Origin of the sequence: Rathayibacter sp. VKM Ac-2805, assembly GCF_009834265.1 — a bacterium.
Classification (GTDB): domain Bacteria; phylum Actinomycetota; class Actinomycetes; order Actinomycetales; family Microbacteriaceae; genus Rathayibacter.
In genome coordinates this window covers 3,022,679-3,048,449 of sequence record NZ_CP047185.1, presented here as the reverse complement: position 1 = coordinate 3,048,449, position 25,771 = coordinate 3,022,679, and the positions used below count along the sequence as shown (strand labels likewise).

The following is a 25,771-nucleotide window of genomic DNA, read 5'->3' as shown; positions in this document are numbered from 1 at the left end:
CCGCGGGTCGGACGCCGCTACGCCGTGAGGGCGACCGCCGTCCACGAGACGGGCGGGAGCGTCAGCGTCAGCACGCCGTCCTCGAGCGTCGCCGGGGCCTCGCGCAGGCGCACGCGGTCCTGGTCGTCACGCGTGTTCTTCGCGTAGGGGTCCTCGTCGAACAGGGCCACCGCCTCCGCGATGCTCGAGACTCCGAGGCCGCTGACGTCGACGGTGACCTCGATCGGCTCCGTCTGCGAACGGTTCACCAGGAAGACGGCCGCGCGGCCCTCGTCGACGGTGGCGACGGAGTCGATGAGCGGAGCGTCGCCGTGGCGGGCGGTCGAGTAGGTCCCCGCGTCGATCCGGGGGCGCAGCACCGAGCCGGAGGCCAGGCGTGCAGTGGTCGAGAACGGGAAGAACGTGGTCTGGCGCCAGGCGGCTCCGCCCGGCTCGGTCATGATCGGCGCGATCACGTTGACGAGCTGCGCGAGGGAGGCGGAGGTGACCCGGTCGGAGTTCTTCAGCAGCGTGATCATCAGGTTGCCGAGGACGACGGCGTCGGCGACGGAGTAGACGTCCTCGAGCAGGCGCGGGGCGTAGGCCCACTCGCGGGTGCTCTGGTCGCCCTCGGCGTCGGCCTTCTCCTTGGCCTGCCACTCCTCGAGGTACCAGACGTTCCACTCGTCGAAGGAGAGCTTGATGTCCTTCGTCTTCTTGAGCTTGAACTTCACGTGGTCCACGGTCGCCGCGACGGTGGCGATGAAGTACTCCATGTCGAGGGAGGAGGCGAGGAAGGAGCCGAGGTCGCCGTCGTACTCCTGGTAGTAGGCGTGGCACGAGACGTACTCGACGTCGTCGTACGCGTGCTCGAGGACCACGCGCTCCCACTCGCCGAAGGTCGGCATCGACGAGCTCGACGAGCCGCAGACGACCAGCTCGAGCGAGGGGTCGGCGATCTTGAGGGCCTTGGCGGTGCGGGAGGCGAGCTTGCCGTAGTCGTCGGCGCTCATGTGGCCGACCTGCCAGGGGCCGTCCATCTCGTTCCCGAGGCACCACATGCGGATGTCGTAGGGCTCGGTCCCGCCGTTGGCGATGCGCTGGTCGGCGAGAGCGGTGCCGGCCGGTCCGTTGGCGTACTCGAGGACGTCGAGCGCCTCGAGGACGCCGCGGGTGCCGAGGTTGACGGCGTACATGATCTCGCTGCCGGTCAGCTCCGCCCACTTCGCGAAGTCGTCCAGCCCGACCTCGTTGGTCTCGAGCGAGTGCCAGGCCAGGTCGCGGCGGCGGGGGCGCTCGGAGCGCGGGCCGACGCCGTCCTCCCAGCGGTAGCCCGAGACGAAGTTGCCGCCGGGGTAGCGGATCGTCGTGGTGCCCAGCTCCTTGACCAGCTCGACCACGTCGAGGCGGAACCCGTCCTCGTTCGAGGCGGGGTGGCCGGGCTCGTAGATGCCGTCGTACACGCAGCGGCCGAGGTGCTCGACGAACGAGCCGAAGAGGCGCGGAGTGACGGGGGCGACGACCGCGGCGGGGTCGAGGCTGATGCGCGCGGTGGCGGCGGGGGCGTCGGTCATGAGGGCCTTTCGGGCTTCGGGCTCCCGCAGCGGGCTCGGCGGCGAGCAGTCTTTCTAACGTTGTACACGATCCGCGCCGCTGTCGCCGCTGTCAAGAGTGGACCTCCTGGCGTGGTCCCCCTGCGTCCGATGCGGCAGTGCCTCTATGTGACAAGGAATTCGCGTACGAGGCGATCGAGCCGCCGGGATGCGACGGGTGCGAACGAGCGCCGGAAGAGGTCGAGCAGTGCTCCCTTGTGCGTGAAGGAATGGGTCACTCGGGCCCGGGCCTCGCCGAGGGGCTCGACGATCCAGCTCCCTGACTCTTCTGCTCCGAAGGCGTTCATCCGGTAGTCGACGATGATCTCGTCGATCCGGGTGAAGGTCACGACGGCGGGCAGAACGCCGCGGATGACCGTGCGGTAGGAGCGTCCGACGACGGCGTGCCGGTCAGACGGGCGGAGGGTGCCGAGTGCGGGATTCCAAGCCGCGAGCGAGCGGGCATCGCGGAGGACTTCGAGCACGATCGGGGCCGCGCAGTCGACTATGCGAATAGCGGTGAAGGTCACGTGTGACGTCCTCGCTCGTCGGTCGCTGCGGGGGAACGGAGGTACATGATCGCGTGCCCGAGCCCTCGCTCGACGTGTCCTCTGCTGATCCCGGGGGCGATGAGTCCGAAGGTGATGTGCCCGGGGCGGAGGAGATCCGAAGAGAGGTCGAGGCCGCTGAGGACGAGAGGAGGCCGCAGGAGCCCGGGTCGAGTGGACCAGTAGTCCTTCTGCTCGGCGACGAACGTCTCGCCGCGGAGGCGAGGCTCGTCGGGCAGCCAGTCGAAGTGGTCCGCGCTGATGTCGACGGGCTCGAAGCCCGGTCGGTCTCCGGGTCGTGCGCCAGGAAGCTCACTGGCCAGGGCGTGAACCCGAATGGGCTCGTTGTCGGTCACGACCAGCGCTGTGCCTCCGGCGGCGAGGTGGCGGTGCAGAGTGTCACGTTCCGCTGTCGTGGGCCAGGAGTCGCGGAGCGTCCACCCGGTGGCGGTGCGGTGCCAGCGGATCCGTGACGTGTCGTCGAAGACGACGGCGACGTCTCCGATGAGGAGGAGCCCGTCCTCGGACATGGTGATCGTCATCGAGTGCTGCTCGTTCCCTGGGTGTCGAGTGCTGCGAGTTCCGCTTTCGCTCGCTGGATGCGAGCCGCGTCTCGAGACCGTGGGGCGCTCGTCAGGGAGCTGAGGGTGCGGAGGGTACGAAGTGCATCCTCGGTCCGGCCGAGGACGGCGTAGGCGTCGGCGAGGCCCGCGAGAGCGCGCGTGTCGTGAGAGGGACCGCTGCCGGCGCTGCGGCGGAACGCAGAGGCCGCCTGCAACGCGCGTCCGCCCAGAAGCGCGGGCATGCTCAGATGCCAGCGGCCGAGGAGGTAGTTGGCGTCGCGATGGTCGGGATCATGCTCGAGGACGGCCTCCGCAGTGCGGCGGACGATAATTGCGGGGAGGGGCCGGAGTGCTAAGGGGAGTCGGAGGATTCGGAGTCCGAGAAGGCGCGCCCGTTGGATGCTGATGTGGTCTGGATGTGTCTCCATCGCGGTGAGGAGTGACGCCAACAGTCGGAGTCGGCGGTTGTCGGACCGACTGAGCCGGCGGTGCCCGTCAAGAGCTGCTGTGATCCGCTGGTCGAGGGCCCCTCCTGCTGTTGCACGGGCGTCTCCGGAGGGCCCGGTCATAGCAGTTGCTGCGGCTTGCTGGCCGAGGTCCAGGATCGAGTGACGTGCGAGCACAGACATGGCCTCGGCGGCCCGCCGCTTCCCGACGGTCCTGTCGACCGCCATGGGCGGGCCGAAGACGACGTGGACGCGTCCTTTCGGTCGGAACCACTTCGCGCCTTTGGGGAGGACGTCGTCGGTGCCGGTCATGGCGACGGGGATCACCGGGACCTCGGCGGAGAGGGCGAATCGGAACGCGCCGCTCCTGAACGGCAGGAGCCCGACATCGGCGTTCCGGGTGCCTTCTGGGTAGATGCAGAGGACATCGCCCGCAGCGAGGATGCGCTGCACGGTGCGGAGGGTGTCCGGCGCGGGGGAGTCGCGGTCGACGGGGATCCCGTACCACGCGAGCGTCCACAGTCGTGTAAGGGTCTTCTCGAAGCTCTCGCGTTTGGTGAGGAACCACACCGGCCGACCGGTCGCGCTGCCGACGAGGATCTCCATCACGAAGTGATCGAAGTAACTGCGATGGTTGGGTGCGAGGACGAAAGCGCCGACGGTGGGCAGGTGCTCGAGCCCCTGGACTGAGAGCAGGTGTCGGCGCACTCGGCGGGCGATGAAGGCGCGGGAGACGGTGCGGACAGTGCGCTCTCCGCGCATGTCACGCGCCTTCCGCGAGGAGGTGCTCGCGGAGGAGCTCCACGCTCGTCATCACCAGCCTGTGCTGCGTGGCGAATGCGCGCAGGCCGTCCCGCCGCAGCATGGCTCCGTCCTCGCCGAGGATCTCGACGATCACTCCTGCTGGGCGGCAGCCGGCGGCACGGGCGAGGTCGACCGACGCCTCGGTGTGACCGGCACGAGTGAGAACTCCGCCCTTCCGCGCGATGAGGGGGAAGATGTGGCCGGGACGCTGCAGGTCTCCGGACTCGCCCGACATCGCCACGGTGATCGTCGTCGCCCGATCGGCCGCGGAGATCCCGGTGGTCACGCCGTGAGCAGGGGTCGCGTCGATGCTCACGGTGAAGGCCGTGCCGAGGTGGTCCTCGTTGCGAGGGACCATCGGCGGCAGCTGAAGCTGCTCGGCGCGCTCTTCTGTCAGCGAGAAGCACACCAGCCCGCGGCCGCGGGTGATCATGAAGTTGATCGCCTGCGGAGACACGTGGTCGGCCGCCATCACCAGGTCGCCCTCGTTCTCACGGTCCTCGTCGTCGACGACCACGACGATCTCTCCTCGCCCGATCGCAGCGATCGCGGTCTCCGCAGAGTAAAGCAGCGGCTGCTCGCTCATGAGGTCTGTGGTGTCGATGGTCGCAGTCATGGCGTCACTCCCTGTTGTCCTGCCGCTCATCGACGGCTCTACGCATGTTGTTGCAATACATGCGACAACACCGATTTGGTACAACCCAAACTAGAGGAAATCTCACTGCAACGTCAAGCGTGCCGTTCAGCGCCCGCCCCTGGGTCGCAAACCATCGAGTGCGGTACGGTACATGATGCCGCATGCATGCGGTATCACGCAGTATCGGAGGACCCATGCGACGCCTGCTCGACGCCCCCATCCGCTTCCCACGCACGACGATCGCGGCCTGGCTCCTGCTGTTCCTTGCCGGAGGGATCCTGGCGCTGCACCTGGATCCTGCTCTGTCCGGCGGCGGGTTCACCGACCCGAGAGCGGAAGCGCTCGTGACTCGGGCGGTCGTCGAGGAGCGCTTCGCTGAGTCGCCGAATCAGCTGGTCGTCGTCCTCGACGGTGATGAGGCGGTGACGAGCGAGACCGTCGCGGACGTGGTGCGGATCCTCGAGGACGGAGGCGCAGACGCTGTCACGACTTCGACGACGAACCCGAGCCTGATCTCCGGCGACGGCCGCACGGCGGCCCTCATGGCAGGCTTCGACGGCGACGGCACGACGGTCCAGAACCTCGTCCCGGCTCTGCAGCGGCACCTCGATGAGGCGGGTCTGGCGGACGAGGTCTTCGTGACGGGGCAGCCGGCGCTCGACTTCCAGCTGAACGCCCACTCGAAGGCCGACGCGACGCGGGCCGAGCTGATCGTGTTCCCGCTCCTGATCGTCGTGCTGCTCGCCGTCTTCGGGTCGCTCGTCGCGACCCTCCTGCCTCTGCTCGTCGCAGGCTCATCCCTCGGGATGGCGCTGGGCGTCGGCTACCTGCTGACCCGGGTGACGGAAGTGTCGAACCTGTACTCCAACATCGTGTCGATGATCGGTCTGGCCGTCGCGGTCGACTACTCGCTCTTCATCATCAAGCGGTTCAGGGAAGAGCTCGCCGAGGGGCTGCCGACCCCTGACGCCGTACGGGCCGCGATGGCCACAGCCGGCCGCTCTGTGCTGTTCAGCGGCATCGCGGTCGTCCTCGCCCTCGCCGCGCTCCTGATCCCGGGAGTGATGGCGCTCACGAGCATCGCCCTCGGAGGCATCGTCGTCTCGATCGTCGCGCTCGTCCTCACGATGCTGGTCCTGCCCGCCGCGCTCACCCTCCTCGGGCCCCGAATCGACCGCTTCCGCGTGCCGTTCCTGCGCCGGAGGACACCGGCGAGCGACGGCACTCCGTCCACGAAGATCGGACGCCCCGGCCTCGTCGGCGGTGCCGGGATCCTCGCTCTCGCCGCCTGCGCGCTTCCGATCATCGGGCTGTCCCTGCAATCGCCCGTCGCGAGCGCGACGGTCCTCCCTCCGTCCGATCCGGCCCGGCAGGGGCTCGAGATCCTCGACGAGCGCATCGGTCACGAAGGGCTCTTCCCCATCGACGTGGTCCTCGCCTTCCCCGCAGCCACAGGGGTCGCCTCGGCGCTCGAGGACGTCGAGCGCGCCGGCGCCTGGCTCGCGGGGCGGCCCGGGGCAGACGCCGTCACCTCGGTGACGACGCTCGGCATCGCCTCGGAGCAGCTCGCCGCGCTCCTCGAGCAGGGCGCCGATCCCGCAGATCTCGCCCCCCTCTGGCACACCGGCGACGGTCTCCTCACGGCCCGACTGCTGACCACCACCAGCGAGGGCCCCGACTCCGTCAGCGCTCACACCCTCGTCGGCGAGATCCGGAAGGATCTGCCCGCCCAACTCGGCCCGGACGCGACCGTCGCCGTCACCGGAGCCACGGCTCAGGGCGTCGACTTCGACGCCACCATCGTGCAGAGCATCCCGCTGATCGCCGCGCTCGTGCTGCTGCTCACCTTCGTCCTGCTCGCCTTCGCATGGCGCTCCGCCGTCCTGCCTGCGCTCGCACTGTTCTTCAACCTGCTGGTCGTCGGAGCGAGTGTCGGCACACTGACCGTGATCCAGCAGGCGGCCTCCGACGCCCCCCTGAACTCCGTCACCCCGATCCTGCTCTTCGCCGTGATGTTCGGGCTCAGCATGGACTACATGGTCATCATCATGTCCCGGATGCGGGAGCTGCACCGGGCCGGCGTCCCCTACCAGCGGGCGGTCCTCGACGGGGCCCGCCTCACCCGGAGCATGATCACCAGCGCGGCCCTGATCATGATCGCGGTGTTCCTGTCCTTCATGACCGCCCAGATCAGCATCGTCCGCGAGATCGGTCTCGGCCTCGCGATCGCCGTCGCGCTCGACGCGATCGTCATCCGCAGGATCGTGATGCCGAGCGTCCTCCGGGCCCTCGGTCCGCGGGCGTTCGGCTCCTCCCCGGTCGCCGTCCGGCCGCGCTGACGCCGGCCGCGCCGACCTCGACAGGGGGATCCGGGTCGCCCCCGGGCGGACCTGCCAGAATGAAGCGGAGGCGACGACCCGCGCCTCCGTCACGACCGGACCGCAGATGACCACTCCAGCACACCCCCACGCGGACGCCGCGCCCGCACTCGCGCGGTTCGAGCTGAGGTACCTGGTCCTCGCGGCGCAACGGGAGGGCAATCGCGCCCTCAACCGGCAGCTGTCCGGGCTCGGGCTGACGGCGTCGCAGTTCGAGATCGTCCTCGTTCTGTCCCAGTACGGGCCCATCACTCTGCGAGAGCTCGGCGAGCTCATCGTCTGCGAGACCGCCAGCCCCAGTCGCATCGTGGACACCCTGGTCCGCCGGGGCCTCGTCGAGAGATCCGCGCACGCCAGCGATCGCCGTGCCGTGGCGCTCCAGCTCACCGACGAGGGACGCGAGCTCGTTCCGCAGCTTCGCGAGATCGACCGCGCCATGGATGACGGCGCCCGCGCGATGCTCGACGGTCACGAGATGAAGGGCCTCGTCAGCGCCCTCCGCACCTACCTCGACGGAACCGAGAGCGGCGACGTCCTCGAGCGGCGCTTCGCCTCCGTCCGGCACGGCCTCGCCTGACCGCTCCGGGCGACGCGAGGACGGGCGGCCCGTGTCCGGCGTCGCCGGAGGTCCCCGCGGCGGCCGACGACTGCCGGCCGCGGTCGTCGAGGGATCTCTCCGTCGTGGCGGCCGGTCCGTCCCCGACCGGCACGAGAGGTGTCCGCCCAGCCGGCTGTGCTGGAGTGGCGGAGTGGAAGAGATCGACGCGTGCCGCCTCCTCGCCGACCGGACAGAGATGCTCGCCGCCTCGGGTCCCGCGCCCCGCGCACTGATCCGCGCTCTTGCACGCGAGGTCGCAGGCATCCGCAGCGCCCCGCTCGGCGCCCTCGACCTGGCGCACGGCGGCCGCAACCGGGTCCGGGGGAAAGGCTTCCGCCGCCCCTACGACGACGGAACCCGCGGCCAGGCCCGCCACTTCGCCGGAGTCGCGGGCGCCACGCTCTACCTCGGCGGCCCGCTCGCGCACCTGTTCCTCCGGACCGTCGGCGGCGACGTCCGCGGCTCGGCCGACGACCGGCTGACGACGCGGGCCGTGGAGTGGAGCCGGCTCCTCCGCCGCGGCGAGCTGGCCGTCGCGGACGCGGGCGCGTGGATCCGCCGCGAGATCTGCGGCAGCGGGACCTGCGCCTAGGCCCCGGCCGACGCCCGGCCGACCGACGGGTCCTCCGCGATCGGACGGCCCGCGGTCGACTCCCGGGCGACCACGGTGAACGCCGCCTCGTGGAGCGTCCCCGGGCCGGTGCGGGTGCCCTCGATCCGGGCCTGCAGCACCTCGACCGCGGTCCGCGCGATCTCGTCGCGCCCCGAGTCCACACTGGAGAGGCTGGGGGAGGAGTAGCCCGCCTCGTCGATGTCGTCGAAGCCGATCACCGCCACCTCCTCGGGCACGCGGACCCCCGCCTCCTGGAGCGCGCGGACCGCGCCGAGTGCGAGGGTGTCGTTGAGCGCGAACACGGCGTCGAAGTCGAGCCCGGAGGCGAGCACACGGCGCATCGCCTCGGCGCCGCCGGAGCGCCGCCACGGGCCCGAGACGCCGATCATCCGCTCGTCGTAGGCGATGCCGGCCTCGGCGAGCGCGGCGCGGTAGCCCTCGAGGCGGAGCGACGCCGAGCTGACGGCGGCGTCGGGGTGGGTCCCGAGCGCCACGATCCGGCGCCTTCCGGAGGCGAGCAGGTGCGCGGTGGCCGCGTGCGCCGCCGCGGTGTTCTGCATGGTGACGTGGTCGACCAGCCCGGTGAAGATCCGCTCGCCGAGCAGCACCAGGGGGAAGTCGACCGCGAGCGCGTCCTCGTCGGCGAGGCCCAGCGGGCTGAAGAGCAGGCCGTCGGTGAGCTGCCGGCGCTCGCTCGCCAGGACGCTCCGCTCGCGCTCGGGGTCGCCGCCGGTCTGCTCGATCAGCACCGTCAGGCCGCGCTCGTCGGCGGCGCGCATCACGCTGTCGGCGAGCTCGGCGAAGTAGGGGAGGCTCAGCTCCGGCAGGGCGAGGCCGATCACGCCGGTACGGCCGCGGCGCAGGCTCCGCGCGGAGAGGTTGGGCCGGTAGCCCAGCTGCGCGATGGCCGCCTGCACCCGGGAGCGGGTGGCCGGGCGCACGTGCGGATAGTCGTTGATCACGTTCGAGACGGTCTTGATCGAGACGTCGGCGGCGCGGGCGACGTCGTGCAGCGTGACGGCCACGGTCCTCCCTCCGCTCGGCCCTCACGCTACCCCGGGGCTCCGCTCCGGCCTGTCGCGGATCGACGCCGGGGCGGCGTGCGGGCGGGGCGCGTCGCCGGAGCAGGACGCGCCCCGCGGCCGATCAGGTGTACCAGCTGGGCTCGGGGACGGTGTCGAGCAGGGCGAAGACGCCGACCTCGCGGCGCTTGTAGGGCAGCGGATCGTGCAGGGAGTGGGTGCGGAGGTTCCGCCAGTAGAGGTCGAGTCCGACCGAGCTCGCGGAGGCGCGGGCGCCGGTCAGCTCGAAGACGCGGGTCGCCGTCGCGAGGCCGTCCTCCACGATCCGCGCCTTGGCCGCGGCGATCCGCACGGCGATCTCGCCGCGGCGCCGAGGCGTCAGCTCCTCGCGCGGAGCGTGCAGCGCGGCCGAGAGCGCGGCCCCCGTCGCGTCGATCAGCGCCTCGTCGGCCCAGAGCCGGGACTGCAGGTCGCCGTATCCCTCGAGCACGTACCACTCGTCGCCGGCGCGCTCCTTGTCGTCGCCGCCGTACGGCCAGGCCCGGGTGCGCTCGCGGGTGTACTGCGCCGCGCGCTCGAGAGCTCCCTGCGCGATGCCGAGGTAGAACTCGGCGAAGACCTGCTGGATGACGGGCACGTTGAGGGTGTTGTAGACGAGCGGACGGTAGACCCTGTCGACGAAGCCGGCCGCGGCCGCCCACGGCACGCGGACGCCGCGGATCTCGACGGAGCCGGACTCGGTGAGCCGCTGGCCGAGGCTGTCCCAGTCGCGGCCGAAGACGATCCCCTCCTGAGCGGTGGGGACGATCGCGAAGAGGTGGGTGTCCGTCCCCTCGAGCACCCCCTCGAGCACGGTCAGGTCGCTGACCACGCCGCCGGTCGAGAACGACTTGCGGCCGGTGAAGACCAGCTCGTCGCCCTCCTCCCGCACGGTGAGGTCGGAGTCGCGGGGGTTCACCGCGCCTCCGTAGAGGAGGTCCCCCTCGGTCGCGAGCTGCTCGACCGCGATGATCTGCTCAGGGGTCCCCACGAGGCGGGCCGCCCAGGCCCAGAGGTAGTGGTAGCCGAGCAGCTGGCCGATCGAGCCGTCGCCGCGCGCGACGGCGCGGACGACGCGGAGGGCGGTGGTCCACTCCTGGGCACCGCCGCCGTGCTCGGCGGGCCCGAGCAGCGTGACGAGGCCGGCCGCCTTGAGCAGGGCGACCTCGGCGAAGGGGGCGGCGCCGGCGTGGTCGCGCTCGAGGGCGTCGGTCGCGAGCACGGCGGCGACCTCCTCGGCGCGGACGAGCCAGGCGTCCGGGGAGTCGGGCCGGGGTGCGGCCGACCAGTGCTGGGCTGCGGCGCCGATCGGCGTCGCGGCGTCGGCGCCGGTGGTCGTGGGTGCGGTGGTGGTCACGGTGTCCTCGTCTCGTCGGGGGCGGTGTGCAGCGACTGTGCCAGGGGCGAGGTGCTCGGAGCGAGGCGCGTGTCGCCCCGTGTCCGCGTGTGTCCGCGGATGACCGGCGGGCGCCTCTGCACGATTTTGACAATCGTTATCAATAGCCGTTAGCGTGGGAGCACCCGCCCGGCCCCTGACCCAGATCGGCTCACCGTGAAGACCCGCCTCCTCGCTTTCACCGCCCTCCTCGGCGGCACCGCGCTCGCCCTGAGCGGCTGCTCCGGAGCGGGCAGCGCCTCCGACAGCTCCTCCGCCGCCGCCGCGGGCGGGCCCGTGAAGGTCGTCGCGTCGACGAACGTCTACGGCGACCTCGTCTCGAGCATCGGCGGCGACCTGGTCGAGGTGACCAGCATCATCGACAGCCCGGACAAGGACCCGCACGAGTACGAGGCCACCGCCCGCGACCAGCTCGCCGTGTCCGGCGCGACCCTCGTGATCGAGAACGGCGGCGGCTACGACCACTTCCTCGACACCATGATCGGCGCGGCCGGCACCGAGGCCCCCGTCATCACGGCGACCGTGATCGCCGGCCTGGAGGACGTCCACGACCACGCGGAGGAGGAGGAGTCGGAGGGCGGGCACGAGCACGCGGAGTTCAACGAGCACGTCTGGTACGACCTCTCGGTGATGAAGGAGGTCGCGGGGCGGATCGGCGACGAGCTCGCCGCGCTCGACCCCGACAACGCCTCCGCCTACTCCGCCAACCTCGCCACGCTCGACGAGGGGCTCGACGCCCTGATCGCCCGTGAGAGCGAGCTGAAGGGCACGCTCTCCGGCCGCTCCATCGCGATCACCGAGCCCGTCCCGCTGTACATGACCGATGCGCTCGGCCTGACCGACGCGACTCCCGAGGCCTTCAGCGAGGCGGTCGAGGAGGGCACCGACGTCCCCGCGACCACGCTCCAGGAGACGCTGGCGCTGTTCTCCGGCGAGGCCGTCGACGCGCTGATCTACAACGAGCAGACCGAGGGCGCGCAGACGGACGCGGTGCTCGACGCCGCGAAGGCCGCCGGGATCCCGGCCGTCCCCGTCACCGAGACGCTGCCCGAGGGCGACGACTACACCGGCTGGATGACCGCCAACCTCGACGCGATCGAGGGAGCCCTCTCCCAGTGAGCCACGACTCCCCGACCAGGCCCGTCTCCCCGGAGGCGGGCCCTTCGGCGTCCGTGCTGCGGCTGCGCGGCGCCGGCCTCCGCTTCGGCGACCGCGAGCTGTGGAGCGGCGTCGACCTCGACGTGCGCGCCGGCGAGTTCGTCGCGGTGCTCGGCGCGAACGGCTCCGGCAAGACGAGCCTCCTGCGCGCGGTGCTCGGCCAGCAGCAGCTGAGCGCGGGGGAGCTGCAGGTGCTCGGCGAGCCCGTGCACCGCGGCAACCGGCGCATCGGCTACATCCCGCAGCAGAAGCTCGCCGACGAGGGCACTCCGCTGCGCGCCCGCGATCTGCTCGGGCTCGGGATCGACGGCCACCGGTTCGGCCTGCCCCTGCCCTCCCGCTCCCGGCGCGCGGCCGTCGACGCGCTGCTCGAGGCCGTCGGCGCCACCGCCTTCGCCGACGCCCCCATCGGCAGCCTGTCCGGCGGCGAGCAGCAGCGCGTCCGCGTCGGCCAGGCGCTCGCGGGCGACCCGGCGCTCCTGCTCTGCGACGAGCCGCTGATCGCGCTCGACCTCGCCCACCAGCGAGCGGTCAGCGAGCTGATCGACCAGCACCGCCGCGAGCGGAACCTCGGCGTCCTCTTCGTCACGCACGACGTGAATCCGGTGCTCGGCATGGTGGACCGCGTGCTCTACCTCGCCGGCGGCCGGTTCCGGATCGGCACCCCCGACGAGGTCCTGCGCTCGGAGGTGCTCAGCGAGCTCTACGACGCACCCGTCGACGTGATCCGCGCCCGGGGCCGGGTCATCGTGGTCGGCGCCCCCGACCACTCGCACGTGCACGAGCACGAGGAGGGGCAGTCGTGACGGACGTCTGGTCGCAGATCTTCGACTTCTCGGACTACGGAGCGCTGCTGTCGCTCCTGATGAACTCGGTGATCGCCGGCGCGGTCCTCGGAGTGGTCGGCGGGCTCATCGGCGTCTTCGTGATGTCGCGCGACATGGCCTTCGCGGTCCACGGCATCAGCGAGCTCTCGTTCGCGGGGGCCTCCGCGGGACTGCTGCTGGGCGTCGGCGTCGTCGAGGGATCGATCGTCGGCTCGCTGATCGCGGCGGTCCTGATCGGCGTGCTCGGCTCGCGCGCTCGCGACCGCAACTCGATCATCGCGGTGCTGATGCCGTTCGGACTCGGCATCGGCATCCTCTGCCTGGCCCTCTACCCGGGCCGCAGCGCGAACAAGTTCGGCCTGCTCACGGGTCAGATCGTCGCGGTCGACGACCCGCAGCTCGGGTGGCTGATCGGCATCTCGGTGGTCGTCCTCGTCGGTCTCGCGCTGATCTGGCGTCCCCTCACCTTCGCGAGCGTCGACGCCGACGTGGCGGCCGCGCGCGGCATCCCCACCCGGGCGCTCTCGATCGCGTTCATGCTCCTGCTCGGCCTCGCGGTCGCCGTCTCGGTGCAGATCGTCGGCTCGCTGCTCGTGCTCGCGATCCTGGTGACGCCGGCGGCCGCGGCGCTGCGCCTCTCCGCCTCGCCGGTGGTCGTGCCGCTGCTGAGCGTGCTCTTCGCCGTCGGCGCGCTGGTGGGCGGCATCCTGCTCGCGCTGGGTGGATCGATCCCGATCAGCCCCTACGTGACGACGATCTCGTTCGCGATCTACGCGGTCTGCCGGATCATCGGCCGCAAGGGCGTCCGGCGCTCCCGGCTCGCCGTCGGCGGGGGGCGGTAGCGTGGCCCGGGTCGTGCGGAGTGGAGGTGGTCCAGTGGTCAAGCGCAACACGTGGCAGCGCGAGGCGGTGCGCGAGGCTCTCGGGCGTCGCGAGGACTTCGTCAGCGCCCAGGGCCTGCACAGTGCGCTGCACGCCTCCGGCTCGCCGATCGGGCTCGCGACGGTCTACCGCGCGCTCTCGGACCTGGCCGTGGAGGGCGAGGCCGACTCGCTGCAGTCGCCCGAGGGCGAGAGCCTCTACCGCGCCTGCACGCCGGGGACGCACCACCACCACCTGATCTGCCGCCGCTGCGGGCTGACGGTCGAGATCGCGGCCGACGAGGTCGAGGAGTGGGCGCGCTCGGTCGCGTCGCAGAACGGCTTCACGGACGCGCACCACGTCGTGGACGTCTTCGGGCTCTGCGCGGCCTGCACCGCGGAGCTCGCCGAGGCCTGACGCCGGTCCGGCCGGGAGCCCGTCCGCGGGCGCCCCTCGATCCTGGTCCGGCTCAGGCCGGGAGGAACACCCCGATCGACCGGTCCTTCACCACGGAGCCGGCGGGCAGCACCCGCCCGCTCATCGCGAGGTAGACGCCCGGCGGCAGCAGCTGCACGGCGGCCACCGCGGTGCCGAGGTTGAACGCGGCGTCGCTGTCGAGCATCCGTGCGGGCTGCATCGCGCCGGTGAGGACGACCACCCGATCGCGGACGACGCCGAGGGCCTCGGCCGTCGCGGTCATCGTGTCGGTGCCGTGGGTGAGGACGATCCGGTCCTCCTCGGCGGCGAGCACCCGCTCGCGGATGAGGGCCCGATCGGCGTCGTCGAGCTCGAGGCTGTCCTTGGCGAGGACCTCCTCGACGCGGAACTCGAGCGTGGTGAGCACCGGGGCGAGCAGGCGCGGCACCGTCGGGGCGCCGATCTCGAGCTCGCCCGCGAGCGAGTACTCCTTGTCGACGGTGCCACCGGTGGTGAGGACGAGGATGCGGTCAGTCACGCGATCAGACTAGGCGCCGCCTCCGACACCGGCACGTTCGTGCGCAGTGGCCGCGCCACGGCGGCGGCGGCGGCCCGCATCGGGAACGATGGAGCGCATGACATCCTCCTCCCCGTCCCTCCTCCGCACCGGCGCCAAGGTGCTCCTCGGCTCCGCCCTCCTCTTCGCGGGGGCGAGCCACCTCACCCGCAAGCGGGAGGAGTTCCAGGCGCAGGTGCCCGAGTGGGTGCCGCTGGACAAGGACGCGGTCGTGCTCGCCTCGGGCGTGGTCGAGATCGGGCTCGGCGCCTCCCTGGTGCTCGCGCGCCGCCGGGCGCCGCTGGTCGGAGCCGTGGCCGCCGCCTTCTTCACCGCGATCTTCCCGGGCAACGTCTCGCAGTGGGTGACGCGGACGAGCGCCTTCGGCCTCGACACCGACCGCAAGCGCGCCGTGCGCCTCGCGTTCCAGCCGCTGCTGGTGGCGTGGGCACTCTGGTCGACCCGTCGTCCGCGGGGCTGATCCCACTCGGCGGGCGGCACGGAACCGGCCGCGAGCGCGTGCCGTCCGCCGCCGGCCGCGGAGGATTCCCTTCAGACGTCGTGCTGCGCCTCGGCCAGCAGCGGCGCGAGCAGCTCCTCGATCCGGCGCCGCGCCCCCTCGGCGTCGCCCGCGGCGATCGCCTCGACCAGCTCGGCGTGCTGGCGGGCGTGCACGTCCTCCTCGCCGACGACGTCCTCCTCCAGCACCGACTCGAACATGCCGGTGAGGCCGTCGTAGAGCTCGACGAACAGGTCGTTGTGGGTCGCGACGACGACGGCCCGGTGCAGCGCGGTGTCCGCGGCGATCCGCTCGGCGAGCTCCGGCGCCTCCCACGAGCGGGCCCGGCGGGCCAGCAGGGCGCGGAGGGAGGCGACGTCCTCCCCGGTGCGGCGCTCGGCCGCCAGCGCGGCCGTCGCCCCGTCGATCGCGAACCGCAGCTCGAGGCCCTCCCGGCGGGCGGCGCTCGGGATGCGGCGGCGCAGCGACTCGGCGAGCTGCGAGCGCGCGGTGACGAACGTGCCGCGCCCCTGCTCCCGCCGCACGAGGCCCGCCTGCACGAGGGCCTGGACGGCCTCGCGGACGGAGTTGCGGCCGGCGCCGGTCCAGCGGGCGAGCTCGGCCTCCACCGGGATCCGCTCGCCGACGGCCCAGCGGCCCGAGCGGATCTCCTCGTGGAACAGCGCCGTGACGTGGTCGATCAGGCTCTCGCGCTGGAACGGCGCCGCGGGGCTAGACTCGCCAGGATTCATCCCATCATCCTATCTCTCGGGGACCCCATGACCGCAGCACCGACGCTCCGCGCCACCGCCCTCCTGGCCCTCGCCGCCATCGCGATCACCGCGCTGAACCTCCGCACCGCCGTCACCGGCTTCAGCCCGCTGCTCGACACGATCGGCGCCGATCTCGGCTTCGGGCCCTCGCTCTACGGGGCGCTGGGGACGATCGTCACCGCCTCCTTCGCCGTCTTCGGCTTCGTCGCCGCGGCCGTCTCGCGCCGGATCGGCCTGGAGCGCACGCTCGCGATCGCGACGCTGGTGACCACGCTGGGCATCGCCCTCCGCGCGCTGAGCCCGAACCCGGTCGCGCTGGTGCTCTCGACCGTCGTCGCCTTCGCGGGCGTGGGCACCACGAACGTGCTCATCGTGCCGATCGTGAAGCGGTACTTCGCCGAGCGGATCAAGACGGTCAGCTCGCTCTACCTGGCGCTGCTGCAGGTGGGCCAGTTCGTCGCTCCGCTGGTCGCGGTGCCGCTGGCCTCGACGGCGGGGTGGCGCTGGGCGATCGGGATCTGGGCCGTGATGACGGCCGCGGCCTGCCTGCTCTGGGCGGCGCTCGCGGCCCGCGGAGGAGGCGGGGCGGCTCCGGCCGCCGCCGGCGGCCGCGTGGACGGGGCCTGGCGCACGCCGCTGCTCTGGGCGATGGTGCTGATGCTCGGGATGACCGGTCTGCACACCTACGGGATCATCACTTGGCTGCCGACGATCCTCGTCGACGCGGGCGCGGATCCGGCGCAGGGCGGGGCGCTGCTGGCGCTGTTCTCGGTGTTCGGCCTCGCCGCCGCCTTCGTGGTGCCGCCGCTGACGCTGGGGATGCGCAACCCGGTCGTGGTCGTGGTGGTGTGCTGCGCGCTGCTCGCGGTCGGCTACGCCGGCCTCGTCGTCGCTCCGCTGGAGGGAGCCGTGGCGTGGGTGGTCTGCCTCGGGCTCGGCGTCAGCACGTTCCCGATGACGCTGACGCTCGTGAACGCGCGGACGCGGACGACCACCGGCTCCTCGACCCTCTCCGGCGCCACGCAGGGGCTCGGCTACGGGCTCGCCTGCCTCGGTCCGCTGCTGATCGGCGTGCTCTACGAGGCGCAGGGGGACTGGAGCGGCGCGTACGCGCTGCTGTTCGCCGGAGTGGCGGTGCTGCTGGTCAGCGGGATCGTCGCGTGCCGTCCGCGGTTCCTCGAGGACGAGGCGGCGCTCCGCCGGGCCTGAGCGGTGGCGCTCAGCGCGACGCGGCCGGAGCGAGCGCGGAGACGATCCGCGCCAGCCCGAAGCGCCAGGCGCTCTCCACGTCGCCGCCGAGGGTGAAGGCGCCGGTGATCTCCATCCCGATGAACCCCGTCGCCCAGGCGGTCAGCGTGCGCGCCGCCTCGAGGGCGTCCTCCTCGCCCGCCAGCTGCTCGGTGAGGTCCAGCAGGCGGGCGCTCGCCGCGTCGCGGTACTCCTGGGCGGCGACGGGCGTGCCGGGAGCGGGGGCCATCACGAGGAGGAACGCGGCCGGCCGCTCGTGGCCGAAGGCGCGGAGGCGGTCGGCGAGCGCGGCGGCGTCCGGGGCGTCGGCGAGGCGGTCGGCGAGCACGGTCAGGGCGTCCGCGGCGACGAGGCGGATCAGCGTCTCGCGTCCCTCGACGCGCTTGTAGAGGGAGGGGGCGCGGACTCCGACGCTCTGCGCGACGGCCTGCATCGTGACCCCGGCGAGCCCGTCGCGCTCGAGGAGCTCGCCGGCGGCGCGCACGATCGCCTCGAGGGAGGTGCGGTCGGGAGTGGGCATGGGCCGAGTATAGCTATTGACAGTAGCCATGATGGCTAACTAGCGTAGCCATCATGGAACTCGGACCCCACCTGCGCCGCATCGGCACCGACATCGTCGCCGTCCACCTCGTCCACACCGACGAGGGCGTCACGCTCATCGACGCCGGCCTGCCCGGTCTCTGGCCGGAGCTCCTGGCCGAGCTGCGCGCAATGGGCCGCACCCTCGACGATGTGCGCGGCGTCGTGCTGACCCACGGCGACTCCGACCACGTGGGCTTCGCCGAGCGCCTGCGCCGCGACCACGGCGTGCCGGTCCACGTGCACGCCGCCGACGCCGAGCGGGCGAAGGGCGGGGCGAAGCCGAGGACCGCGACACCGCGGCTGCGCGTCCTGCCGCTCCTCGGCTTCGCGGCCTACGCGCTGCGGAAGGGCATCGCGACGGTCCCGCCGCTCACCGAGGTCGTCGAAGTGCACGACGGGCAGACGCTCGACCTGCCGGGCGCTCCCCGCGTGATCGCGCTCCCGGGTCACTCCCCGGGGAGCATCGCCGTGCACGTGCCGCTGGCCGACGCGGTCTTCGTCGGCGACGGGCTGACCACCCGCCACGTGCTCACCGGCCGCACGGGTCCGCAGCCCGCGCCCTTCACCGACGAGCCGGAGCAGGCGCTCGCGTCGCTCCGGGCGCTCCTGCCCACCGGGGCGCGCTGGGTGGTGCCGGGCCACGGAGCGCCGTGGAGCGGCGGGATCGAGGCGGCGGTCCGGCTGGTCGAGAGCGCCTGAGGCCCGGAGCCGCTCAGGAGGCGGGGACGAGCTTCCAGCGGTCGGCGAGGATCTCGAGGCCCTTGTCGAAGGTCGCCGACCACGCCGTGACGTCGTGGGCGCTGTCCGGCACCTCGAGGTAGGTGGCGCTCATGCCGGCGGCGACGGCCGCGGCGTAGACGGTCTTCGCTCCGGGGAGGAACGAGGTGTCCTCGGCGCCGACTCCGAAGATCGCGACGGTGCCGGTGTAGGGGGCGTTCGCCGCGAGGACGTTCACCGGCTTCGCGGCCTCGTAGGCGGCCTGGTCGCCGCCGAACCCCTGCGCGACCGTCGCCGCCTCGCTGCCGAGGGTCGGCGCGAGCTCGCCCGAGGCGTCGACGATGTTGCCGAAGAGCGACGGGTGGCCGGCGCCGAGCTGGATCGAGCAGGTCCCGCCCTGCGAGAGGCCGCCGATCGCCCAGTGCTGCGCGTCGCCGAGCACCGGCAGGTTGGCGCGGATCCAGTTCGGGACGTCGACGGTGAGGTAGGTGGCCGACTTCCCGAGCGGCGAGTCGACGCACATCGGGTTCCTGTCCGGATCGCCCAGCTGGTCGGGCGACACGACGATCGGCGCGAGGCCGGCGTGCGCGGCGGCGTAGGCGTCGAGGGTCTGCTGGAACTTCTCGGTCGAGAGCGGATCGGAGGGCGACCCCGGCTGCCCCGAGAGCATGATCATCACCGGCAGCAGCGGCGGGGTCGCGGTGAGGGCCGCGGGCGGGAGGTAGACCACGGCGTCGCGGGCCGGGAAGCCCGACGCGGTGGCGGGGATGGCGACCGTCGAGACCGAGCCGACGGCGGGCATCCCGGCCGGGGCCGTCCAGGTCGCGAGGTCCGAGTGCGGTCCGTCCGCGGCGGCGACCGGCACGGAGGAGTCGGAGTACGCGCTGATCCCGAGCGCGCTGCGCACCGTGGGGTACTGGCCGAAGTCGATGTTGACGGTCATCGCGGCCGCCGCGACGACGAGCACTCCGGCCGCGAGCGATGCGAGCACCCCGCGCGCGCGCCGGCGGGCGATCGCGTGCCCGAGGACGATCAGGGCGACGCCCAGCCCGCCGATCCCGAGGCCGATCGCGACCCGGGTGACCGGCGTGAAGTCGACGCCGAACGGGCCGTCGGGCCCGTCGACGAGGGCGGCCAGGGCGGCGCCGCCGATCAGGCCCAGGAGGAGGACCGCGACGGCGATCCCGCCGCGTCGGGAGCGCCCGCGGCGGGGAGCGCGGACGTGGGCGGCGAGCAGGAGGAGGAGCGCTCCGATCGCGAGCACGTAGACGGCGACGACGAGGGGGCCGGAGACGAGGCTCAGGTCGAGGAGAGAGGTCATGCGTCGATCCGGTCGGAGGGTGCTCGGGCGGGCGTCAGTCTGGCGGCGGTCTCTGGAGGAGAGCCGGGAGCTGTCGGGAGCGATTCTCCTCCCCGGGCGCGGATCCACCGAGCTCTCCACCGATCGGGCGCAACCCCGCGCGCCGCGCCGCCGCTCCCGCCTAGCGTGGGACTCCCGACGCACACCGCGCCCTCACGAAGGAGCCCGCACCATGACGCAGCACCCCCGCCTCGAGACCTCCTCCCGCGAGGCCCGCGCATGAGCCGAGGAGTCGCCGTCGTCACGGGCGGCACGGCCGGGCTCGGACGCGCCACGGTCCGCGAGCTCGCCTCCCGCGGCTGGGACGTCGCCGTGCTGGCGCGCGGCGAGGACGGACTGGCGGCCACGGTGGCCGAGATCGAGCAGAAGGGCCGGCGCGGGCTGGGCATCCCGACCGACGTGGCCGACCGCGAGGCCGTCGAGTCGGCGGCCGACCGGGTCGAGGCCGAGCTCGGCCCGATCGAGCTGTGGGTCAACGACGCGATGGTCGGCGTCTTCGGCGAGTTCCTCTCGACCGAGCCCGCCGACTTCGAGCGCGCCGTGGGCGTCAACTTCTTCGGCTTCGTCAACGGCACCCGCGCAGCCCTCTCCCGGATGACCCCGCGCGACCGCGGGCACGTCATCCAGGTCGGCTCCGCCCTCGCGCACCGGGGCATCCCGCTGCAGGCCGCGTACTGCGCCTCCAAGTTCGGCGCCCGAGGCTTCACCGAGGCCGTCACCGCGGAGCTGCTGCACGCGAAGAGCCGCGTGCGCCTGTCCGAGGTCGACATGCCGGCGCTCAACACCATCCAGTTCAACTGGGTGAAGTCGCAGCTGCCGCACCACCCGCAGCCCGTGCCGCCGATCTACGAGCCCGAGGTGGGCGCGATCGCGATCGCCGACGTGGCCGACAAGCCGCGCCGCCGCACCTGGGTCGGCGAGCCGACCGCGGGCACCATCCTCGGCGACCGCTTCGCCGGGCGCTTCATGGACTGGTACCTCGCCCGCAGCGCCTTCGACGGTCAGCAGGCCCCCGACAAGGCGGAGCCGATGCTGCCGAACAACGTCTACGAGCCGGTCCCCGGCGATCACGGCGCCCGCGGCCTCTTCAGCGACCGCGCGCACACCATGACGCCCCAGATCTGGATGATCCGCCACCGCGCCCTGAGCTACGCGGGGGCCGCCGCGGCCCTCGCCGCCGGCGCCGCGGGCGTCGTCTCGGCCCTGCGGAGGAAGTGACCGTGGTCGACGCCGTCGTCATCGGGGCGGGGCCCAACGGCCTCGCCGCCGCGGTCACGCTCGCGCGGGCCGGGCTCTCGGTCACCGTGCTCGAGCGCAACGAGACGATCGGCGGCGGCGCGCGCACGGCGGAGCTGACGCTGCCCGGCTTCCACCACGACGTCTGCTCGGCGGTGCACCCGATGGCGCTCGCGTCCGGCTTCTTCCGCGCCTTCGGGCTCGACCGGCGCATCGAGCTGGTCGTCCCCGAGATCTCGTACGCGCATCCGCTCGACGGCGGCCGCGCGGGCATCGCCTACCGCGACCTCGACCGCACGGTCGAGGCGCTGGGGCGCGACGGAGCGGCGTGGCGCGCCCTGATGGGACCTCTCTCCGAGCGGGCCGACCGCGTCGCGGGCTTCACCAACGACGCGCTGCTGCGGATCCCGACGGACCCGAGCGTGCTGATCCGCTTCGGGCTGCGGGTGCTCGAGCAGGGCACCCCGGTGTGGAACCTGCGCTTCCGCGAGGACGTCGCCCCGGCGATGTTCTCCGGGGTCGCCGCGCACTCGATCCGCCCGATGCCGAGCCCGTCGACGGCCGCGGCCGCCCTGGCGCTCGGCGCCTACGCCCACGCGCGCGGCTGGCCGGTGCCGATCGGAGGCAGCCAGTCGATCGTCGACGCGCTCGCCGACGACCTCCGGGCGCACGGCGGCACCATCGAGACCGGCGTCGAGGTGACCTCCCTCTCCGAGCTGCCCCCGGCCCGCGCCGTGCTCGTCGACGGCACGCCGACGGCGCTGCTCGCGATGGCGGGGGACCGGCTGCCCCCGGCGTACGCCGCGGCCCTCCAGCGCTTCCGCTACGGCAACGGCGTGGCCAAGGTCGACTTCGCCCTCGACGGGCCGGTGCCGTGGACGAACCCGGAGCTCGCCGGCGCGGGCACGCTGCACGTCGGAGGCAGCCGCGCCGAGATCGCGGCCGCCGAGCGCGACGTGAAGCGCGGCCGGCACAGCCGCAGCCCCTACGTGCTGGTGGCGCAGCCCTCGATCGCCGATCCGACCCGGGCGCCCGAGGGCAAGCACGTCCTCTGGGCGTACACGCACGTCCCCCGGTACTCGCCCGCCGACCAGCAGGAGGCGATCACCGCCCAGATCGAGCGCTTCGCCCCCGGGTTCCGCGACCGCGTGATCGGCGCCTCCTCGATGACCGCCCGCGACATGCAGGCCTACAACCCGAACTACCTGGGCGGGGACATCGCCGCCGGAGCCGCGAGCGTCGCGCAGCTGCTCTCGCGCCCGGTCCCCACGACCGACCCGTGGCGGACGCCCGCGAAGGGGCTCTACCTCTGCTCCTCGTCCACCCCGCCCGGGCCGGGCGTGCACGGCATGGCCGGCTGGCACGCCGCCCGCAGCGCGCTGCGGCACGAGTTCGGGGTGCGCGAGTCGCCCGACCTGTCGCCGGAGGCGCACCCGGCCTGAGCCGCCGCCGTTGCGCTGCGCCCGTCGCCGCCCCCGGCCTGCCAGGCTGAGGGACGGCGCCCCCACGCGCCCCACCACCACTCGAAGGAGCCCGCGATGTCCCGCACCACCCGCGTCGTCCACTGCCCGCCCGAGTCCGTCTTCGCGGTGCTCGCCTCCGGCTGGCTGTTCCCGAGCTGGGTCGTCGGCGCGTCGCGGATGCGGAAGGTCGACGCGGACTTCCCGCACGTGGGCTCGCAGCTGCACCACTCCTTCGGCCTCTGGCCGCTCGTGATCGACGACCACACGACGGTTCTCGAGTGGGACCCGCCGCGCCGGACGGTCATCCAGGCCGCCGGCTGGCCGCTCGGCGAGGCCCGGGTGCGCGTCGAGGTCGAGCCGCACGCGCGCGGCGCGAAGGTGCGGATGCACGAGGCGCCCGTGAAGGGCCCGGGCACGCTCGTCCCGAAGCCGCTGATGCACTCGTTCCTCTGGATCCGCAACCGCGAGGCCGTGCGCCGGCTCGCCCACATGGCCGAGGCGGGAGCCGCGGGCCGCACGCTCGCGCCCGCCTCGCTCCCCTCGCCCGCCGACCGCGCCGGGATCGACCGGCCGAAGCACGTCTGGGCGCGCCTGACCGGAGCGATCGGGTCGATCGCGGTCGGGACGCTCGTGGTCCGCGGCGTCCTCGCGGCCGTGCGGCGCGCCCGGAGCTGACCGGGCCGGACCCGACGGCGCCCGGAGTCGGCGGCGCCCCGGAGACGACGGCGCCCGGGTCGGACGCCGCTCGGCTCGGACGCCGCCCGGGTCAGACGATCCGCTCGACCAGCCGCACGTGCTGCACCGCGACGCGCTTCGGCTCGCCCGCGAAGGCGGCGTCGCGCTCGGGCGAGGCCAGGTACGCCCGCTCGACCTCGGCGAACGCGTCGGCGTCGCCGGCCGTGCTGACCGCCCAGACGAACTCGTTCACCTCGCGGTCGGCGTAGGCGAACTCGATCCGGAAGCCGTGGGCCTCGCGCGCCGGCACGATCCGCTCGGGGAACCAGGCGAGGAAGTCGTCCATCACCCCGTCCATCAGCTCGTAGCGTCGGAGTTGGATCGTCCTGGTCTCGGCTGCAGCGCTCATGCTGCGACGGTACCCGCCCGGCGGCCGCGCCGTCGCCGCGCTACGCTCGCCGCCGACAGCCCCACGCCGAGGAGGACAGCACGGACCCCCGCCACCGCTCCCTCGCGCTGCTCGTCGCCGGCTGCTTCTTCATGGAGAACCTCGACGCCACGATCGTGACGACCGCCGCGCCCGCGATCGCCGCCGACCTGGGCGTCGACTCCGCCGCGGTCTCGATCACCGTCACCGCGTTCCTCCTCACCGTCGCCGTCCTCATCCCGGCCTCGGGCTGGCTCAGCGAGCGCTTCGGCGTGCGCCGCGTCTTCACCACCGCGATCGCCGTCTTCACCCTCGCCTCCCTGCTCTGCGCGCTCAGCCCCACGCTGCCGCTTCTGGTCGGCGCCCGGGTCCTGCAGGGCGTCGGCGGCGCGCTGATGGTGCCGGTCGGCCGGCTCGCGGTGCTGCGGGCGACTCCGCGGGAGGGGATCATCCACGCCATCGCGATCCTGGTCTGGCCGGGACTGGTCGCCCCCGTGATCGCGCCGTTCCTCGGCGGCCTTCTCACGACCGTCGCCTCCTGGCACTGGATCTTCCTGATCAACCTGCCCCTCGGGGTCGTCGCGTTCGCGATCGCGCGCCGGATCGTCCCCGTCACCTCCGAGAGCGCGCCGCCCCCGCTCGACGTCACGGGGCTGGTGCTCGTCGCGGTCGGGCTGGGCGCGCTGGTCGGAGCGGCGGGGCTCCTCACCGGCTCCGAGCTCGACGGGCGGGCGGTGGCGCCGATGCTCGTCGGCGCGGTCGTGACGGCGCTCGCCGTGCGGCACCTGCGCCGCGCCGAGCATCCGCTCGTGCGGCTCGACGCCTTCCGCTTCCGCACCTTCCGGGTCGCCAACGCGAGCGGATCGCTCTACCGGGCGACCGTGAACGCGGTGCCGTTCCTGCTCCCGCTGCTGTTCCAGGACGCGTTCGGCTGGAGCCCGGTGCAGGCCGGCTCCGTGGTGCTGGCGCTCTTCGCCGGCAACCTGGCGATCAAGCCGGCCACGACTCCGCTGCTGCGGCGCCTCGGCTTCCGCGGGGTGCTGGTCGCGGCGAGCGCGGTCGGGGCGGCGTGCATGGCGGCGATGGCGTTCCTCGAGCCGGCGACTCCGGTGGCGCTCGTGGTGGCGCTGCTGGTGCTGAGCGGAGTGGCCCGCTCGGCGGGCTTCACGGCCTACAACACCGTCACGTTCGCCGAGGTCCCGCAGGAGGGGATGTCGGGCGCCAACACCCTCAACGCCACCACGCAGCAGATCGCGGCCGGCCTCGGGGTCGCGGTGGGCGCGGTGGCGCTCGCCGTCGGCACCGCGATCGGGCCCGGCCTCGTCCCCTACCGCGTCGCCTTCCTCGCCCTCGCGGTGCTGACCCTCGTGCCGCTCGCCGCCGCCGCCCGGCTCCCGCGCGACTCCGGGAGCGCCCTCACCGCCTGACCCGCGCGGGCGTCAGGCGAGGCCGAGCGCGATGCCGTCGAGGATGTCGTGCGCGGTCGAGTGGACCCGGTCGACGCCCGGCGACGCCTCGTGGACCGCGCGGAGGACCTCGCCCCAGACCAGCGCGCCGGCCGCCAGCACGTCCTCGCGCCCCGGGCGGACCCAGGGGAGGGCCGCCGTCCCCTCCGGAGACAGTGCGGCGAGCTCGTCGCAGGCGGCGAGGACGTCGGAGAGGGGGAGGGACGTCTCGAGCGCGGCGCGGTCGGTGGTGCGGAGGACGTGCGCGGTGATCGTGAGCACGGTCGCGGCGACGCCGACGACGCTCCGGGCCTGCGAGAGGTCGACGGAGGAGGCGGCCAGCGCGGCGCCCACGTCCGCCCGCATCGCCGCGCGCTCGCCCTCCGTCGGTTCGGCGGCCCGGCGGTGGCGCTCGGTCAGGCGGACGCTGCCGACGTCCATCGAATGCGCCTGCTCCGGCTCCGCTCCGCCGAGCACGAGCTCGGTCGAGCCGCCGCCGAGGTCGACGACCAGCACGGGCCGGGCGGAGTCGACGGCCGAGACCGCGCCGCGGAAGGAGAGCCGCGCCTCCTCCTCGCCGGAGATCGTCTCCGGGGTGACGCCGAGGATCCGCTCGACGGCGGCGAGGAAGTCCTCGCGGTCGGCCGCGTCGCGGGTGGCCGAGGTAGCGACGAAGCGGAGGTGCTCGGCGCCGGCCTCCTGCGCGGCGGCCGCGTACTCGCGGGTGACGGCGAGGGTCCGCTCGAGCGCGGCCGGGTCGAAGCGGCCGGTGCGGTCGACCCCGCGGCCCAGCCGCACGAGCTCGGTGCGGCGCTGGACGTCCCGGAGGCGCCCGCCCTCCACGTCGGCGATCAGCAGGCGGAGGGAGTTGGTGCCGCAGTCGAGCGCCGCGACGCGCGTGAGGGAGGACAT

The 25,771-nt window shown here is 73.2% G+C and carries 27 protein-coding genes; 14 read left to right on the top strand and 13 right to left on the bottom strand.

The window, feature by feature from the left end:
* Positions 1-17 precede the first annotated feature (17 nt).
* From GSU40_RS14325 to ribB, 5 genes are all read right to left on the bottom strand, one after another.
* Positions 18-1,553 carry an alpha-N-arabinofuranosidase gene (locus GSU40_RS14325; RefSeq protein WP_104233557.1) on the bottom strand — a complete coding sequence of 512 codons (1,536 nt, stop codon included), beginning with the start codon at positions 1,551-1,553 and terminating at the stop codon, positions 18-20.
* Positions 1,554-1,696: 143 nt separating this feature from the next.
* Positions 1,697-2,101 carry an SRPBCC family protein gene (locus tag GSU40_RS14320; RefSeq protein ID WP_160035458.1) on the bottom strand — a complete coding sequence of 135 codons (405 nt, stop codon included), beginning with the start codon at positions 2,099-2,101 and terminating at the stop codon, positions 1,697-1,699.
* Entirely contained in the window at positions 2,098-2,661 is a 564-nt protein-coding gene (locus tag GSU40_RS14315; RefSeq protein ID WP_160035456.1) for a hypothetical protein, read from the bottom strand. Before GSU40_RS14315 ends, GSU40_RS14320 begins: the two co-directional genes overlap by 4 nt.
* Positions 2,658-3,890 (bottom strand): 1-acyl-sn-glycerol-3-phosphate acyltransferase, encoded by a 1,233-nt coding sequence (locus GSU40_RS14310; RefSeq protein ID WP_160035454.1) that lies wholly within the window; start codon positions 3,888-3,890, stop codon positions 2,658-2,660. Before GSU40_RS14310 ends, GSU40_RS14315 begins: the two co-directional genes overlap by 4 nt.
* Position 3,891: 1 nt before the next feature.
* Positions 3,892-4,548, bottom strand: a complete 657-nt coding sequence (gene ribB, locus GSU40_RS14305; protein ID WP_208543323.1) for a 3,4-dihydroxy-2-butanone-4-phosphate synthase — start codon at positions 4,546-4,548, stop codon at positions 3,892-3,894.
* 215 nt (positions 4,549-4,763) lie between these two features.
* On the opposite strand from ribB, the gene GSU40_RS14300 reads away from it, so the two are divergent.
* The 3 genes from GSU40_RS14300 to GSU40_RS14290 all read left to right on the top strand — a co-directional run bounded on the left by GSU40_RS14300 (position 4,764) and on the right by GSU40_RS14290 (position 8,137).
* On the top strand, positions 4,764-6,908 hold the full coding sequence (locus tag GSU40_RS14300; protein ID WP_160035452.1) for an MMPL family transporter: 2,145 nt from the start codon (positions 4,764-4,766) through the stop codon (positions 6,906-6,908).
* 106 nt (positions 6,909-7,014) lie between these two features.
* Complete coding sequence (locus GSU40_RS14295) at positions 7,015-7,524, top strand: MarR family transcriptional regulator (protein WP_160035450.1); 510 nt, start codon at positions 7,015-7,017, stop codon at positions 7,522-7,524.
* Between the two features lie 172 nt (positions 7,525-7,696).
* Positions 7,697-8,137: a hypothetical protein gene (locus GSU40_RS14290; protein ID WP_160035448.1), complete on the top strand. Its 441-nt coding sequence runs from the start codon at positions 7,697-7,699 to the stop codon at positions 8,135-8,137.
* On the opposite strand, the gene GSU40_RS14285 is transcribed toward GSU40_RS14290, so the two are convergent.
* The gene (locus tag GSU40_RS14285) at positions 8,134-9,183 is read right to left on the bottom strand and encodes a LacI family DNA-binding transcriptional regulator (RefSeq protein ID WP_160035446.1); all 1,050 of its coding nucleotides are present in this window, start codon (positions 9,181-9,183) and stop codon (positions 8,134-8,136) included. The genes GSU40_RS14290 and GSU40_RS14285 overlap by 4 nt on opposite strands.
* 121 nt (positions 9,184-9,304) lie before the next feature.
* Positions 9,305-10,576, bottom strand: coding sequence for an acyl-CoA dehydrogenase family protein (locus GSU40_RS14280; protein WP_244229495.1), 1,272 nt, complete (start codon positions 10,574-10,576; stop codon positions 9,305-9,307).
* A gap of 195 nt (positions 10,577-10,771) precedes the next feature.
* On the opposite strand from GSU40_RS14280, the gene GSU40_RS14275 reads away from it, so the two are divergent.
* Genes GSU40_RS14275 through GSU40_RS14260 form a run of 4 tightly spaced genes read left to right on the top strand, consistent with a single transcriptional unit; the run spans position 10,772 to position 13,878 of the window.
* A complete protein-coding gene (locus tag GSU40_RS14275; RefSeq protein ID WP_160035444.1) occupies positions 10,772-11,734 on the top strand; it encodes a zinc ABC transporter substrate-binding protein in 963 nt (320 codons plus the stop codon).
* Positions 11,731-12,579 carry an ABC transporter ATP-binding protein gene (locus GSU40_RS14270; RefSeq protein WP_160035442.1) on the top strand — a complete coding sequence of 283 codons (849 nt, stop codon included), beginning with the start codon at positions 11,731-11,733 and terminating at the stop codon, positions 12,577-12,579. The genes GSU40_RS14275 and GSU40_RS14270 overlap by 4 nt, the downstream gene beginning before the upstream one ends.
* Positions 12,580-12,638: 59 nt before the next feature.
* Positions 12,639-13,442: a metal ABC transporter permease gene (locus GSU40_RS14265; RefSeq protein ID WP_104224551.1), complete on the top strand. Its 804-nt coding sequence runs from the start codon at positions 12,639-12,641 to the stop codon at positions 13,440-13,442.
* A 34-nt stretch (positions 13,443-13,476) separates the two neighbouring features.
* Positions 13,477-13,878, top strand: coding sequence for a transcriptional repressor (locus tag GSU40_RS14260; RefSeq protein WP_104238381.1), 402 nt, complete (start codon positions 13,477-13,479; stop codon positions 13,876-13,878).
* Between the two features lie 52 nt (positions 13,879-13,930).
* Here the strand turns inward: GSU40_RS14260 and GSU40_RS14255 are convergent, their stop codons facing one another.
* Positions 13,931-14,416 (bottom strand): asparaginase domain-containing protein, encoded by a 486-nt coding sequence (locus GSU40_RS14255; protein WP_160035440.1) that lies wholly within the window; start codon positions 14,414-14,416, stop codon positions 13,931-13,933.
* Between the two features lie 97 nt (positions 14,417-14,513).
* Between GSU40_RS14255 and GSU40_RS14250 the strand changes: the two genes are divergently transcribed.
* Positions 14,514-14,915, top strand: coding sequence for a hypothetical protein (locus GSU40_RS14250; protein ID WP_160035438.1), 402 nt, complete (start codon positions 14,514-14,516; stop codon positions 14,913-14,915).
* Positions 14,916-14,986: 71 nt separating this feature from the next.
* On the opposite strand, the gene GSU40_RS14245 is transcribed toward GSU40_RS14250, so the two are convergent.
* Positions 14,987-15,685 carry an FCD domain-containing protein gene (locus GSU40_RS14245; protein ID WP_160035436.1) on the bottom strand — a complete coding sequence of 233 codons (699 nt, stop codon included), beginning with the start codon at positions 15,683-15,685 and terminating at the stop codon, positions 14,987-14,989.
* A 27-nt stretch (positions 15,686-15,712) separates the two neighbouring features.
* On the opposite strand from GSU40_RS14245, the gene GSU40_RS14240 reads away from it, so the two are divergent.
* Positions 15,713-16,915 (top strand): MFS transporter, encoded by a 1,203-nt coding sequence (locus GSU40_RS14240; RefSeq protein WP_160035434.1) that lies wholly within the window; start codon positions 15,713-15,715, stop codon positions 16,913-16,915.
* Positions 16,916-16,925: 10 nt separating this feature from the next.
* On the opposite strand, the gene GSU40_RS14235 is transcribed toward GSU40_RS14240, so the two are convergent.
* Positions 16,926-17,474: a TetR/AcrR family transcriptional regulator gene (locus GSU40_RS14235; protein ID WP_160035432.1), complete on the bottom strand. Its 549-nt coding sequence runs from the start codon at positions 17,472-17,474 to the stop codon at positions 16,926-16,928.
* Positions 17,475-17,527: 53 nt separating this feature from the next.
* Here GSU40_RS14235 and GSU40_RS14230 point away from each other — a divergent pair, with 53 nt between their 5' ends.
* Positions 17,528-18,235: an MBL fold metallo-hydrolase gene (locus tag GSU40_RS14230; RefSeq protein ID WP_104251043.1), complete on the top strand. Its 708-nt coding sequence runs from the start codon at positions 17,528-17,530 to the stop codon at positions 18,233-18,235.
* A 13-nt stretch (positions 18,236-18,248) separates the two neighbouring features.
* Here GSU40_RS14230 and GSU40_RS14225 read toward each other — a convergent pair whose 3' ends face one another.
* A complete protein-coding gene (locus GSU40_RS14225; RefSeq protein WP_160035430.1) occupies positions 18,249-19,574 on the bottom strand; it encodes an alpha/beta hydrolase-fold protein in 1,326 nt (441 codons plus the stop codon).
* 258 nt (positions 19,575-19,832) lie between these two features.
* On the opposite strand from GSU40_RS14225, the gene GSU40_RS14220 reads away from it, so the two are divergent.
* From GSU40_RS14220 to GSU40_RS14210, 3 genes are all read left to right on the top strand, one after another.
* Positions 19,833-20,831 (top strand): SDR family oxidoreductase, encoded by a 999-nt coding sequence (locus GSU40_RS14220; protein WP_160035428.1) that lies wholly within the window; start codon positions 19,833-19,835, stop codon positions 20,829-20,831.
* Complete coding sequence (locus GSU40_RS14215; protein ID WP_104227217.1) at positions 20,828-22,291, top strand: NAD(P)/FAD-dependent oxidoreductase; 1,464 nt, start codon at positions 20,828-20,830, stop codon at positions 22,289-22,291. Before GSU40_RS14220 ends, GSU40_RS14215 begins: the two co-directional genes overlap by 4 nt.
* Positions 22,292-22,387: 96 nt before the next feature.
* Positions 22,388-22,987 (top strand): SRPBCC family protein, encoded by a 600-nt coding sequence (locus GSU40_RS14210; RefSeq protein ID WP_160035426.1) that lies wholly within the window; start codon positions 22,388-22,390, stop codon positions 22,985-22,987.
* A gap of 91 nt (positions 22,988-23,078) precedes the next feature.
* Here GSU40_RS14210 and GSU40_RS14205 read toward each other — a convergent pair whose 3' ends face one another.
* Entirely contained in the window at positions 23,079-23,396 is a 318-nt protein-coding gene (locus GSU40_RS14205; protein WP_104224531.1) for an NIPSNAP family protein, read from the bottom strand.
* 107 nt (positions 23,397-23,503) lie between these two features.
* Here GSU40_RS14205 and GSU40_RS14200 point away from each other — a divergent pair, with 107 nt between their 5' ends.
* Positions 23,504-24,841, top strand: coding sequence for an MFS transporter (locus GSU40_RS14200; protein ID WP_279630849.1), 1,338 nt, complete (start codon positions 23,504-23,506; stop codon positions 24,839-24,841).
* A 12-nt stretch (positions 24,842-24,853) separates the two neighbouring features.
* On the opposite strand, the gene GSU40_RS14195 is transcribed toward GSU40_RS14200, so the two are convergent.
* The gene (locus tag GSU40_RS14195) at positions 24,854-25,771 is read right to left on the bottom strand and encodes an exopolyphosphatase (protein ID WP_160035422.1); all 918 of its coding nucleotides are present in this window, start codon (positions 25,769-25,771) and stop codon (positions 24,854-24,856) included.